This is a genomic window from Ruania alba, from assembly GCF_900105765.1.
Lineage (GTDB): Bacteria > Actinomycetota > Actinomycetes > Actinomycetales > Beutenbergiaceae > Ruania > Ruania alba.
The window spans coordinates 2,303,729-2,317,858 of record NZ_FNTX01000002.1 but is presented as its reverse complement, the minus strand read 5'-3'; the positions used below and the strand labels follow the sequence as shown (position 1 = coordinate 2,317,858).

Annotated in this window: 10 protein-coding genes; all 10 read right to left on the bottom strand. The window is 69.4% G+C overall.

Features of this window, described 5'->3' with window-relative positions:
* Positions 1-7: 7 nt before the first annotated feature.
* The 10 genes from BLU77_RS20665 to mtrA all read right to left on the bottom strand — a co-directional run bounded on the left by BLU77_RS20665 (position 8) and on the right by mtrA (position 13,792).
* A complete protein-coding gene (locus tag BLU77_RS20665) occupies positions 8-1,819 on the bottom strand; it encodes a sulfatase (protein WP_089775291.1) in 1,812 nt (603 codons plus the stop codon).
* Positions 1,820-1,891: 72 nt separating this feature from the next.
* Positions 1,892-3,124, bottom strand: coding sequence for a helix-turn-helix domain-containing protein (locus BLU77_RS20660; RefSeq protein ID WP_089775289.1), 1,233 nt, complete (start codon positions 3,122-3,124; stop codon positions 1,892-1,894).
* A 154-nt stretch (positions 3,125-3,278) separates the two neighbouring features.
* On the bottom strand, positions 3,279-5,567 hold the full coding sequence (locus BLU77_RS20655) for an NHL repeat-containing protein (RefSeq protein ID WP_139177874.1): 2,289 nt from the start codon (positions 5,565-5,567) through the stop codon (positions 3,279-3,281).
* 113 nt (positions 5,568-5,680) lie between these two features.
* A complete protein-coding gene (locus BLU77_RS20650) occupies positions 5,681-6,574 on the bottom strand; it encodes a dihydrodipicolinate synthase family protein (protein WP_175477270.1) in 894 nt (297 codons plus the stop codon).
* Positions 6,575-6,623: 49 nt separating this feature from the next.
* Positions 6,624-7,853, bottom strand: a complete 1,230-nt coding sequence (locus tag BLU77_RS20645; RefSeq protein WP_089775283.1) for a winged helix-turn-helix domain-containing protein — start codon at positions 7,851-7,853, stop codon at positions 6,624-6,626.
* Between the two features lie 86 nt (positions 7,854-7,939).
* Complete coding sequence (hpf, locus tag BLU77_RS20640) at positions 7,940-8,599, bottom strand: ribosome hibernation-promoting factor, HPF/YfiA family (RefSeq protein ID WP_089775281.1); 660 nt, start codon at positions 8,597-8,599, stop codon at positions 7,940-7,942.
* Between the two features lie 179 nt (positions 8,600-8,778).
* Positions 8,779-9,585 carry a ComF family protein gene (locus tag BLU77_RS20635; RefSeq protein ID WP_089775279.1) on the bottom strand — a complete coding sequence of 269 codons (807 nt, stop codon included), beginning with the start codon at positions 9,583-9,585 and terminating at the stop codon, positions 8,779-8,781.
* 66 nt (positions 9,586-9,651) lie between these two features.
* Entirely contained in the window at positions 9,652-11,343 is a 1,692-nt protein-coding gene (locus tag BLU77_RS20630) for an LpqB family beta-propeller domain-containing protein (protein WP_089775277.1), read from the bottom strand.
* Entirely contained in the window at positions 11,340-13,112 is a 1,773-nt protein-coding gene (gene mtrB, locus BLU77_RS20625; RefSeq protein ID WP_245708975.1) for an MtrAB system histidine kinase MtrB, read from the bottom strand. Before mtrB ends, BLU77_RS20630 begins: the two co-directional genes overlap by 4 nt.
* Positions 13,109-13,792, bottom strand: a complete 684-nt coding sequence (gene mtrA / locus BLU77_RS20620) for an MtrAB system response regulator MtrA (protein ID WP_089775276.1) — start codon at positions 13,790-13,792, stop codon at positions 13,109-13,111. The genes mtrB and mtrA overlap by 4 nt, the downstream gene beginning before the upstream one ends.
* Between the last annotated feature and the right edge of the window lie 338 nt (positions 13,793-14,130).

Genomic DNA, 14,130 nt, shown 5'->3' with positions numbered 1-14,130 from the left:
GTGTCGGTCACGGCTGAGTGGCCATCGCGGCCAGATCGTCGGCGATCGCGGTCAGTGCGGCCGCAGGGAGCGCACCTGAGGCCGCGAGGTCGATCAAGGTGGTCCCCGGCGAGACCGTCAGCAACTCGGTCTGTGCCAGGTCGGGTGCATGTGCGGCAAGCGTGTCGCGAGTCCGTGGCTCACCCAGGAGTTCCCCCACCGGGCGATCCAAGTCGGCCCGAGCGGGATGCCCGGCAAGGTCGGGCATCGGTTGCGCGGTGGCAGCGGCGCGTTCGGCGTCGCGGCCGGCCATGAGGTGCTCGACTCCCACGGGTCCTTCGACGGGCAACCCCAACCGGGCGAACTGGCTGGCCGGTGCATCGTTCTCGCGCATCAGCCGCACCAGTAGATCCAGCATGCGCAACTCCACCTCGTCATCGAGGAGCGGCTCACGCTGCTGCGGATCGCGCTCCACGTCGAAGAGCAACGTCCCGTGCGGCCACGGGTTCATCCACCGGGTCGGCGTCTCCATGCGCATCGTCCGCAGCCCCTGAGTGAACGAGAACGGCTCCGCGGGCTCCCAGGCGGCCAGCTCGCTCACGGGGAATCGTTCACGCATGTGGGTGGGCATCAGGGTGAACTGCTCCAGCGGGGCGTTCGACGGCGTCGCAGCCGAGCGCATATACACGTACCTGCCGTCGGTGACGTTCACGTGCCCGCCGTGGATGCCAAAGAGACCACCCTCGCGTTCGGCGAGCGTCCCGGCGACTGCGCCGGTATCTCCAGCTGCACTGGTCAGTCCCAGATCTTTGCCCTGCATGCTCTCCGGCGGCGTCATCCCGAAGTAGCGCAGCAACGTGGGGGCGATGTCGATGGTCTGAGCCACCGCCGTCGTGTCCTGCGCACCCTCGGGAGATCGCGGGTCCCACAGGAAGAACGGCAGGTGCACGAGCTCCTCGAACCAGGGCATCACGGTCTTGGCCCACCATCCGTGCTCACCGAGCAGGAAGCCGTGGTCGGTGTTGACGATGAGCATCGTGTCCTCCCAGAGGTGATACTCATCCATCGCATCGAGAACCCGGCCCAGCGAGCGGTCGCACATCGAGACCAGCGCGGCATACTCGCGGCGGACGTGCTCGAGCTGGTCGGGGGATTCGGTGACCTTCCGGTAGTCCGGCCAGTCGGTCCCTGCCTCCGGCGACGCCGAGCCGTCATGGTCCGCCGGGTACAGGTCCTTGTACTGCTGGTGAGTGAAGAAGGGCTCGTGCGGATCGAAAAGCTCCAGCTGGAGCAGCCACTCGTCCGCCGCGTGATTGGTCTCGAGGAACTCCAGGCCCGCGTCGACCGTCCTGGTCTGCACGTGCTCGACCTCGGTGGGCATGGAGGTGCGGTTGATCCGGTCCTGCACCCTGGCCCGCTCATGCCCGCCGGCGCCGCGCGGTCCGGACTGCACGACTGCCTTCCACGGGTCCCCCTCCTGCCCGCGATGGAAGTCCCAGGTGGTGTAGCGGGTGTGATAGGTCGCTCCGCCGTCCTCCCAGTAGTGCGGGTGGTCGGAGACGAGGTGGCTGTGCACGCCCGCGTCTCGGAGGATCTGCGGCATCGACTCGTCGAACGGCTCCAGCGGTCCCCAGCTGCGATGCAGGAAGTTGTACCGCCCGGTGTGCAGCTCACGCCGAGCAGGGATACAGGGCAGTGACCCTGCGTAGAACTTCTCGAACCGGGTAGCGCGCCGGGCCAGCCGCGCGAAGTTCGGTGCCTGCACCCACGTCTGCGGATCGTAGGGCGGCAGCATGTGCCGGTTCAGGCTGTCGAACATCAGCATGATGGCGCGCTTCATCGCATCTCCTCGTCGTCGAATCATGGGGACACTTCCACGCACCCCGGATCCATGTTCTCCGGATCTCGTGGTCTACAGATGCAGCAGGTACTGCGTGAGCGGCCTGCCGCTGGACTCTCGTGCTTCGTTTCCCACCCGTTCGGCATATCCTCCGCGCTCCAGCCGCTGCAACATCCGCCGCGCGGTCCGCAACTGGACATCCAGTGCCTCGGCCACCACCCGGGAGGTCAGCGGCTCGTCCGGATGGTGGTGTGCCAGATCGCGCAGACGCGTCAGGGTCTGCAGGGCCACGCCCACCCGGGTCGCAATGGTGCCCAGTGCCGGAGCCTCCTGCTCCCCGGGTGCCTCACTGTTCTCGGCACCGAGACCGAGCGCGAGGTCCACATCATTACGGAACGAGACCACCGCCGTCGGTCCCGGATGCGCTCGGGCGCGGTTGAGTGCCCGGCGCGCCAGCTGTTCGGCCTCCAGGGCCGTGCGTCCCACTCCGAACCCGGCGTTGGCACTGATGCCGGCCTCCGACAATCGCCGCAGCAGCGGCGGCTGGGAGAACTGGTACGAGGCGATCGCCAGGGCGCCCCGTGTGGTGACCAGCAGCATCTCCCCCGTCTCAGCCAGGGCTACCGTGCCTGCGAGCGCCGTCGCCTGCGCTTTGAGGAAGGGGGCCGCCCGGGTCATGTCGTCAGCGGCCAGCAGACCCACCGCCACCTGCGAGTCCTCGCTGACCTGGCTGTTGATCGTCAGCGTCAACCGGCTGATCGCCGTCCTGATTGCGTTCTCCGACGGCACCAGCCGCACGATCGCGATCTCCTCACGGAGTGCCTCGTACACGCTGGAGACACACGTGATGGCCGTCCAGGAGTCGTCGGGGTTGTTGCGGTGGAAATCGATCAGCTGCGACACGCGCTGGTCCACCCGGTGTGGAAGTGAACGCGGCCGGTCCGCAGGTAGGCCCACCGCATCCGCGATCTCCCGCAGCTCCGGAATGCCCACCGTATCGATGGAGGTACGGGCGACGTCACGCCCTTCCCGCGCCAGGCGCACCCACGACCGCAGCACCGTCTCCCGGGTGTAGTCGACGAACGCCGCCGGCCGGCTCGTGGTTCCCTTGGCGAGGGTGTAGGGGACGATTCCGGTGAACAGCCAGGCATCGACCGACGCGGCGTTCTCGCGCACGAGGTCGGGAGTCTCGGACTCGTGGGAGTACGGGAGCGTGATGGCCTCAAGTCCGGACACCTCACTGACCGACTCGGCCACGCCCGGGACGAGATCGGCCGGGCCGACGACGCCCACGACCGGTGTCATATGTCTCCCGTTCCGCGACGGCTGCAGGTGCCGTTCATCGTGCCACAGGCGCTGCCGTCGCCTGCGGCACCTCGCCGGATGTGGAGCCGGACAGCAGCAGCGCCCGGCAGGGCGACGAGATCCGTCGCCCTGCCGGGCACCGCGAGCACTGTGCTCATCCGAACGTGTGGCGGGCCACCTCGGAGGAGTTCCACGCGGCGTCGATGGCGCGGTACTCCAGCTCCGCACCGGGGTACACCACGATCGGATCCTCACCGTCGTAGCTCTGCCAGTCCCCGCCGTCGACCCGGTAGTCGATACTGGGTGCGTCGTCCTGGTCGTCGGTAGCGGACAACCACACGGCCGCTCCGCGCGCGTCGACCGTGACCTCGGGTGCCGTCACGTCCTCCGGCAGGTCGTAGCGCGCCAACCGGGTGCCCTCGCTGATGACGTACAGGTCGCCGTAGCGGTCCTGTGCCAGCTCATGCACCTGGGTGACGCCGTCGCTGCGGCCACTGTCCGTCCCGTACAGGCTGGTGACCTCGCTGGTCACCTGGTCGAGGACGAACAACCGGTCAGCCACGGAGCCGAACAGCCGACCATGGTCGACGAGCAGCCGGTCGTTGTCCCCGAATCGGTCGATCGGAGCATCGCCGTCGATCGTGACCGTACGCAGCAACGTCTGGCTCTCCAGATCGAACTCGAAGACCGTGCGACTGTCCGCGACGCCCCACAGGTGACCGTCATCGTCGATGGCGAAGCCGGCGAGGGTCTCGGCCCCCGGGATCGGAGCGGCGGTCCACATTGTCTCAGTGCTGACCGGGTCCCAGGCGAACAGCACGGCCTCATCGGTGATCGGGTCGATGCCGTACCCGCCCTCGATGGAGGTGCCACCGAACAGCAGACCCTCGTGCTGGACGAAACCGACCGGGGTCTGGTCCTGGACCACGTTCCGGTACACGGTGTGGGTCCCCTCATAGGGCTGCCACAAGGTGATCGCCCCGCCGTGCTCGCCGGGCTTCGGCACCGAGGCCACAGCCACGGTGTCAGGCACGGCGGTCAGCTCGATGAGCGACTGCGGGCGGCTCACCCCGTTGCCGAGCTCCAGCGGCGGAGTGTCGGGGTTGCTGCCGTAGCTCCAGGGCTGCTCCGGGTCGTACAGGTAGACCGAGCCCTGCGGGTAGCGGCCGAAGACGACGTTGCCGTCGAACGTGCCCCAGCCCTCGACCTGGCTGGTGCCGTTCAGCAGCGTGATGCCCTCGCCGTCCGGGTCGTACATCCCCGATCCGGGCGGGCTGAGGAAGGCCCCGGCGTAGATGTTGCCCAGCGGACCGGTGCCGAGACTGATCAGCGGCGCACCGGCGCCTTCGACGTCGGGGACGAGGTAGAAGCCCGCGCCAGTGGCCAGGTTCCAGCCGTAGGTGCGGCCGTCCCGCCAGTAGGTGAGCGTCAGGTAGGGGCCGGTTCCGTCGACATCCATCCACCCCCAGGACTCGGGTGTGGCGTTGGGGAAGTTCCCCGTTCCGGTGATCTCCCCGGTGCTCAGGTCATAGCGCTTCACCTCCCGCCCCTGTCGCAGGTAGACGGCGTCCGGATCGGTGGGCGAGACCGGTGACACCCGGGCACTGACGCCCGTGATCCGGTCGACCCACTCACCGGTAGCCAGGTTCCGCACGTACATGTTGGTGGTACTGACGAACATCAGATCACCGCGCACGTCGAGCGCGGTCACGTTCGTGCCGCTGTGGCCGGCCGGCATGGCGATCTCGGTGAACGTGCCCGTCGCCCGGTCAAACTCGGCCAGCTTGGCGTTCGCGTTGGTCCCCACGTAGATGGTCTCGCCCACAGGTGCGATCGCGTTGATGTACTGCTCACCCTCGATCGCCTGCCCATGGTTGGTGAGCTCGCCCGAGTCCGCGTCGAGGGAGTACAACGCACCGGTCGGGTACCCGCCGATCCACGGGACACCGTCCTCATCGACCGCCAGGCCCCAGGCGCGGACACCGGTGGGCAGCTCGGCCAGGTGTTCGACGTCATCGGCGCCAGGCACGTAGCGGTAGACGTGGCCGACGTCGGAGGTGCCGAAGTAGACCGTGCCGTCGACCGGAGAGACGTCCAGCGCACGCTGGCTGCTCGCACCGTAGGGCAACCGCGTGCGCAGCACGGTCTCCTCGGTGCGCAGATCCACGACGGCGAACTCCGCCGTGGTGTTCTGATTGCCGGAGACGACGTAGTAGCCGTACGGGACGCCGTCAGGCGCTGTTCCCGTGGCCGAGGCGAGCACCTGGGTCTTCCGGACGGCCTCCCCCAGGTCGGTGACCGGATCACCGGTAGACCCGGTCGCCTCGATACCGACGGCCGAGGGCGGGTGGATAGTGGCCGAGGCGGGCACGCCGATGGCGGCCCCCAGCAGCATGGCGGCCGAGGCCGCCAGCGCGATCGTGGCAGATGGTCGGGATCTCATCCTGCACTCCTTGGTCGTCATCGACAGCGGTGCGACCGCTCGGATCATCTCTGATTAACGGTCCGGACCGAAATTAGCGGACAGTGTGGTGCTGTGTCAATGACGATGAATAGTCAGTGCAATGGCAACCCGCGCATCGCACGGGCGGCGGCACGGACGACCCCGTCGCGTTCGTCGTCGCTGAGCTGGGCCGGACGCGCAGGGTCATGCGCGAACTCGGCCGGGATACGCCCTTCAGCGGCAGCGATCCAGGCCATCCGCTGGACGTATCCGTCGAACGGCGGCCTGAAAGTCGCCTCAGCGAGGGAGTCGAGCGCCCGGGAGGCAGCCACGATCCCGTCCCCCGCGCGGAAGGCCGAGAGTGCGCGGACGGTCACCGCGGTGGCCGCGGCCCCGATCCCCACCAGAGCACCAGTGGCGCCCCACATCAGGGACGGGACGAACATCCGATCCTCACCGGTGAGCACTGGCACACCGTGCCGCTGTGCCGCGCGGATCCCGCTCTGACTGGCAATCGCGTCATGCATCCGAGCGGACTTGAAGGCTCGCACGGCCGGGTGAGCCAGCACGGCCTCGCGCGTCACGTCGTCGTACGGGCGCAGGTAGAGGTCGAAGGCGATCAGCGGCAATGCGCTCGCTTCGGCGATCCGATCGAGGCGTTGCGCCTCGACACCGGGATCATCCGGATAGCCGGGAGCGATGAGCAGTGCCGTCGCGCCGGCGCCCTCAGCTTCCGCAGGCCACACCGGGTCGTCACCCGACCACACCGCCGTGACCACCTGCCCGGACACCTCCCGGGCCCGGGATATCAAGGTAGAGCGTGCCTCGATATCCAGACGGTCTCCGCGGCCGGTGTGCACCGCCACCGCGAGCCCGTCCACGCCGTCGTCCATCACGCTGGCGAAGTACCGCCGTGCGACATCGAGATCGGTCGACCCATCGGCAGCTGTCGGCGTCAGCACCGCGGCCAGACAGGTCGTTGGCGTCAGCGGAGCCGGATCGATCACCGGCCCGAGTATTCCAGGTCGCCTCACCCTGGCAAGGCGCGCGAACCTCTCAGGCTGCCGCGAGCACACGCCCCACCGGCACTGCGAGATCCCCGCGAATACCCTCGTCCAGCAGCACCTGGTCCACCCCCAGCCACGCGGCCATCTCCCTGAGCTCGGCCACCAGCTCGTCGGCCGTCTCCGCCAGGGCCCCGGGTTCAGCGAACACCGTCCGCACCAGCAGCGCACCACGCTCACGATCGGTCTTCAGATCCACCCGGGCCACGAGCCGGTCTCCCAGCAGGAATGGCAGCACGTAGTAGCCGTGGGTGCGTTGCGCCGCTGGGGTGTAGATGCCGATGCGGTAGTGCATGCCGAACAGTTCAAGGAGCCGCCGCCGCTCGAAGACGAGTGGGTCGAACGGGGCCAGTAGCGCCCGGCCGCGGGTGCGACGCGGGATCCTCGCGGCGCTGTGCAGCACCACCGGACGCTCCCACCCACGCACGCTCACCTCCTCGAGCACGCCGTCGGCCACGAGCTCGGCGATCGCCCGCTGCGCATCGGCCACCGGCACGCGGAAGTAGTCCGCCAGGCACCGCGCCGTCCCGACCCCGTGCGCACGTGCAGCGGTCTCGACCAGGGTGCGTACCGCCGTCGGGCGATCGGGGACGGGGGCGGTGAGCACGGCCGGCGGCAGCACCCGCTCCGGTAGGTCGTAGGCCCGTTCGAACTGTGTGGTCCGGTGGGCCGCCATCACCCGGCCACGTGCGAAGTGCGCCTCGAGGGCTTCCTTCGCGACGGTCCAGTTCCAACCCCAGTGCACCTTGGGCCCGCTGCCGTGCCCGAGCCGCTGATGCACCTGTGCCGCGGTGAGCGGACCGTCGGCGGCGATGATCTCCAGCACTGCCGCCATGGTCTCGGGATGCTCTCGCCGGAGGCGATCGTCCAGGCGCCGCATCCGAGGCGAGTCCATCCGCCACCGCAACGCCTGGTACGTCGTGGGCGAGACATAGGAGGCCTCGTGCGCCCAGTACTCCACCAGCCGCCGGGGTCGGGCGGGTGTCCCCCGCGTGGCGCGGTCCAGCAGGGCAGGATCGTAGTCGCCAAGTCGCGCCTGCAGCGGCAGCAGATGGGCACGGGCCAGCACGTTCACCGAGTCGATCTGCAGCACCCCGAGCCGATCGACGGTGCGCTGCAGGTGCGCCATGGTCGGCCGGTGCGGCCGGGGCGTGGATCGGTCGAGCAACTGCGCGGCCACGGCGATACGGCGTGCCTGGCTCAGGGTGAGAGTGCGGGCCATGGGCGTCACAGTAGGAGATCGCACCGACATGCGACGGCGCCGACCGACCCGGCGGGTCGACCGGCGCCGTCGCTGTCAGGTGAGGATCAGGCTGTCGCCTCCGCGCGCACCGCCTCGGTGGCCTCGTAGTTCAACCGGATCACGCCGTAGGTCCAGCCGCGCCGGTTGTAGACCACGCACGGCTGCATCGTCTCGGAGTCGACGAACAGGAAGAACGGGTGCCCCACCAGCTCCATCTCCGCGAGCGCCTGGTCCACGGTCATCGGGGCCGTCTCGTGCACCTTCTGGCGGATCACCACCGGTGAATCGCCGAGCTGGGCCTCCACCGCGACGCCCGGTTCGCTGGGTGCGTGCGGGGTGAAGTCGAGATCCTGGGGCTCGACCTCCTCCTTGGCAGGCTCGAGATCGGGCACCACCGGTGGCGGTGCCGGCTTGCGGGTGTGGTGGGTCTTACGCCGGTCACGCGCGCGGCGCAACCTCTCCAGAAGCTTGGCAGTGGCCAGGTCGAGTGCTCCGTACCGGTCGGAGGCAGCGGCCTCCGCTCGCACCACCGGGCCTTTGGCCCGCACCGTGAGCTCTACCCGTTCGGACTTCTCAGCCAGACGCGGGTTGTTCTCGTGGGACACCTCGACGTCGACGCGCTGGGCGTACGGAGAGAACTGCGGCACCTTGGCCAGCTTCTCCTCGACGTGGCGCCGGAAACGCTCCGGCACCTCGGTGTGACGGCTGACCACGACAATCTCCATGACGAACCTCCACAGGTCTTTCCAGGTGAGCCCCGGGGGCGGCCCTGCCGTCCCGGGACGAATGCTGCCGCGCCGGCCTTCGGCACGGCGTTCTATCTGGCGGGATCACCTCCCCTGCACCCGGACCGGCGCCAAGCGAATCGCTGCAGCCGGTCCGGGAGAAGTTCCATGACATGACGCTAGTCCACCGGGAGGGTTTGCGACAGGTGAACCGCCGAACCGGTCGTCCCAGGCGGTGGCGTGGCCGCGAGCACGACGGCTCCCACCACCCGGGCACCGGCGTGCTCGAGCGCGGCGCGCGCGGCGTCCAGGGTGGCACCTGAGGTCACCACGTCGTCCACGAGCAGGCATGCGGTCCCCGGAGGGATCGGGCCGAGGCACCGGGTCGCCGTCCGGCCGGCGCGACGGCGGGCCCGCGCGCCGAGTGCGTGCCCAGACCTGCCGCGGCGCCGGAGCAGGTCGGCCACCCAGACCGTTCGCCCGGACGCCTCGGTCAACCCTTCGGCCGTGCCGAACGCAAGGGTGCGCGCGACGAGGCGTCGACGGAGGCGTCTGCGCCACCCCGACGGGGCCGGAACCACCACGAGGGCAGGTTCGGCACCGTCGTCGGCGTCGCGTGCCGGGACCACGGTGTCCGCCACCGCGACGATCCCGCCCCGCGCCACGCGCATCAGTTCCTCGTCGAGATCCGGGCGTTGTCCGGACTTCCAGGCCAGGACCACCCGGCGCACCGGGCCGGCGTAGACGGCCAGCGACCAGGTGGGCAGGCCGAGTGCGGGGAGATACTCCTCGGCGGCCAGGAAAACCGTGTCTTCCTCGCAACGTTGCGGAGGTCCGGAGAGCAGCCGTCGGCATCGCGCGCAAAGCGACCGGTCCGGGGCGTCGCACCCGGCACAATGACGCGGGAGCACCAGACCGATCAGGTCGCGCCAGGCCGCGAGCACGCCCGCACGCCAGGTCCCGCCACTTTCGGTCTGCCCATTCATCGCACCAGGATGACGCGTCAGGCTCACGCGGGACAGGCCACGACCACGAGCTGTGGACGGCGGTGGTCAGCCGGCGAACGCGGGGGCGTGCACCCCGGTGGCCAACTGTGCCCACCCGTTACCGGAACGCCCGTACAGCGTGCCGTCCTCGGTGCTCAGGTACAGCTCACGCTCGCCATTCCCGGCAGCGATGTCGTCGGTGTCCGGCACGCTCGGCAACCGTGTGATCGGGCCTCCGATCGGCACCAGGTGGACAGTCTCGGTCTGTTGGGTGGTCCCCAGCACGGCCAGGCTGGAGCTGTCCAGCCAGACCACGTCGGTGACGTCATCGACCCCCCGGGCCACGGTAAGCGATCCCCCAAGAGCGGCCGGCACCCCACCGGTGCCGGTCACCACGGAGAACACCAGCACCTGAGTGGACCCGTCGTCCTCGACCACCACGGCCAGTCGAGCGCCGTCCCGACTCACCCGGATCGCCCGGACCTGCTGACCTGCGAGTGCCTCCGCCTCCACGGTGGCGCGGGTCTGCTGCGCCGTCGGACGGACGACGACCAGTTCGCCCTCGTTCTGCTCGGATCCCGTCCACACCCAGCCGTTCGGGCCATAGGAGGGTGCCAGCAGGTGTGGCCCGGTGTACAAGGTCTCCGGGTCGGCCCCGGTGCGCGGTACAGCAACCAACCGATTCGCCCCGGCAAGCACCACGGCCGGAGCGTCGTTGTCGTAGGGCAGTGCCAAGTCCGCGGCGCCGATCCCCGAGAGCGGTGCCACGTCCGGCACCGGGGTCAGCTCAGCCCCGTTGAACGCGACCAACTCGTGGGTGTCGCTGAGCATCAGCGGGGAGCGTCCCACGGAGCGGTCCACCACCAGTTCGGGTGGTTCCTGGTCCGGCACCAGTTCCAACGGCACACCGTCCACGGTCACCGAGACGCTCGTCACCCGGGGCAGTCCCGACAGGGTCTGGTTGATCTGCGCCAGCAGCAGGGCTCGGTCCGTCGCCGAGGCCGACTGCACCTCCTCGGTCAACGGGACCGACGCGACACCCGCCGAGACCGTGACCGAGTCGATCGACAACCCGGTCCCGGACGGGATAGCCGAAACCACCGCGGGGCTCATCCACTCCGACGCCCCGGCGAGCAACCCGCGGATGGCATATGTCGCGGCGTTGCGCTGGGGGAACCAGCGCGGGTCCGGCACGAGCGCGGACCCGTCGGCGGACAGGTAGTACAGCGGTGTCTGCCGGTACACGGTGCTGAAGTTCACCTCGGAGATCAGCACGCCGTCGGGCAGCGACTCGATCCGCCACTCACCGGAATCCTGCACCAGTTCATAGGTGAACGTGGTGGTTGATCCCGGCGAGGCTTGCGTATAGATCCCGACGGCGTTCACGGTGGCCACGATGGTGGCCGTCACCTCGACCGTTCCTTCATCGGGTTCGGAGTACCGCAGGGGCACAGAAGCGTCGTAGACGGCCACCTGGTCCGTGGGAGCCCAGGCGGCCGCCGCGTCGCTGGTGACGAACGCGCGGGCCTGGACGAAGTCGTCGTTGGTACCCACCACCGACGCGGACTGGAACCCGCGCACGATCGCACCGGGCGCGTCACCTGGGGCGGGGCCGTCACCCGCGACGTACCCGACGCCCTGGTCCGGGTCGGCCTCGACTCCGGCTTCTACCGGACCGGAGGTCGGCAGGCTCGCACACCCGGCCAGCAGGGCGCCGAGCGCCGCCGCAGCCACAGCGCGTGCGATCGGTCGTCTCATCGGGGGTCCTCCTCACCGGTGACCGTCGGTATCCCGCCCGCCGGGGTGCCCAGCTCGGGAAGCTCCGCCGGGCCCGCCGGGTCGTGCTCGTGGGTCGGCTCACGCTCGATGCGCACCGGGTGCAGCTCCAGCGGCGGGCGCCCGATCTCCATCCCGGCACGTCGGGGCAGCGTGAGTCGGAACGCGGCGCCCTCGCCCGGGCTCCCCCATGCGTCCAGGCCGCCTCCGTGCAGGCGGGCATCCTCCAGAGCGATCGCCAACCCCAGGCCGGTGCCCCCGAGCGTACGAGCGCGTGCGGGATCGGCGCGCCAGAAGCGGTCGAAAACGCGTGCTGCCTCGGGGGCGGTCATCCCGATGCCATGGTCACGCACCAGCACCGAGACCGCCGTCTCGTGCATCGCGACCCGGACCTCGATCGGGCGCCCTTCTCCGTGCTCGATGGCATTGACGAGGAGATTGCGCAGCACGCGCTCGACCCTGCGGGCGTCCATGTCGGCCGTACAGGGCTGGTCCGGCACGTCCACACTGAGGCTTGAGCCCCGTTCGGCGGCGATCGGCTCGGTGATCTCGACCACGCGCTCCACCACACCACGCAGGTCGAGCTGTTCGACGTCCAGCACGGCCGCGCCGGCGTCGAACCGGGAGATCTCCAGCAGGTCCACCAGCAGGCTCTCGAAGCGATCGAGCTGGTTCTGCAGCAGTTCCGCCGAACGCGCCTGGGTGGGCGGGAAGTCGGCACGTGCCAGGTAGAGAACCTCCGCGGCCATCCGGACTGTGCTCAACGGGGTGCGAAGCTCGTGCGAGACGTCGGAGACGAATCGCTGCTGCATCCGGGAGAGGTGGGCAAGCCGCTCAATCTGGTCCTGCAAGCTGGCCGCCATCTCGTTGAAGGACATGCCCAGTCGGGCCAGCTCGTCGTGTCCGCGGATCTCCATCCGCTCGGTGAGCCGTCCGTCGGCGAGGCGTTCAGCTGTGCGGGCGGCCTGGCGCACCGGGTCCAGTACCTGACGGGTCAGGTACCAGGTCATCACCAGCAGCAGCACGACCAGGCTGATCGCCCCGACAGCGAGCACTCCTTGCAGCAGCTCCAGGTTCGCTTGCTCGGGCGCCAGCGAGTACACGATGTACAGCTCGTAGGCGCCGGCCACCGGGATCGTGACCGGCGAGCCGACAACCATCCCCGGCTCGGGATCGTCACCGGTCGCCAGGTCCACCGACTGCCACTGTTGGAACTGCTCCTCGCGCACCTGCTCGCGCAACTCCTCGCTGATCGCCGGGCGCAGCGAATCGTCCGTGACCGGCGCGAAGATGAGCACCGGAGAATCCGGGTCCGGCGAGCGCAACAGCAGGACGCCCTCGATCCCCACGGCGCTCTGCTGCAGGGTGCCGACGGCGGTGTTCGCCAGCTGCTGGGCGTCCTGGGCGGTGCTCACGGTGGCGGAGTCGAACTGTTCCTGGGCCACCTCGGCACGGCTGGCCGCGTCCGCCAGCACCTGGTCCCGCCGTTCCTCGAACAGCCCGTCCCGCACCTGGTCCGAGAGCAGCGCCGCCAGCAGGGCGAGCGCCAGGGTCCCGACCACGACCGTCGACAACGCCACTCGCAGCCGGAGTGAGCGGCGCCAGGCACGCATCCCGAAACGGGCGTACACGCGAGCCCGCCTGCGCACCAAGCGCCACCACCTGTTCGTGCGGCGGGCTGATCCAGCAGCGGTGGCGTGCCCGGCGCGGTCCGGCGCGTCGGCTGCTGCGGTCGGATCCGACCCGGTCACTGGACCGGAGTGCCCGCCCGGTACCCGACCCCACGCACCGTGACAACGACCTCCGGGTTCTCCGGGTCACGCTCGACCTTGGCGCGCAGACGTTGCACGTGCACGTTCACCAGCCGGGTGTCCGCCTGGTGCCGGTAACCCCACACCTGTTCCAGCAGCACCTCGCGGGAGAACACCTGCCAGGGCTTGCGGGCGAGAGCGACCATCAGGTCGAACTCGAGCGGGGTGAGGTTGATCATCTCCTCCCCGCGCATCACCCGATGCCCCGGCACATCGATCACGAGATCGCCGATCAGCAGCCGTTCAGTGCCTTCGTTGTCCCGGTTGCGCAGCCGCGCCCGCACGCGAGCCACCAGCTCGGTCGGCTTGGCGGGCTTGGCCATGTAGTCGTCAGCCCCCGCTTCGAGGCCGTGGACGACGTCGGTCGTCTCCCCCTTGGCCGTGAGCATGATGATCGGAACACCTGACTCTGCCCGGATCCGCCGACAGATCTCGATCCCATCCATCCCCGGGAGCATGAGATCGAGCAGCACCAGGTCGGGCTGGACGGAGTGAAACGTCTCCATCGCCTTCGACCCGTGTGCGCAGAATTCCGTCTCGAACCCCTCCGACTGCAGGACAATACCGATCATCTCCGAGAGAGCGGCATCGTCGTCGACCACCAAGACGCGTGCGTTCATGTCCCTATCGTCGCACTTCAACACGTGAGACCGCGGGAGGTGCACGTGCGAAGATGGCGAAGGTACTCCCCAGACGTGAGAGGAACGCGATGTCGAACCCCGGGCAACCACCCCCGAGTCGGGAGGTTCCGGCGGCTGGGGTGTACCCGATCCCGGACCGGGATGGGGTGCACCAGACCCTGGCGGCTATCAGCAACCAGGTGGGCATCAGCAGCCGGGCGGCTATCAGCAGCCGGGCGGGTATCAACCGGCTCCCCCACCGGGGTCCGCGCCAGGTGGCCCTCCCGCACCGCCGAACAGCTACGGCCAGTACGGCACCGGAGCACCCGGTCCCTATC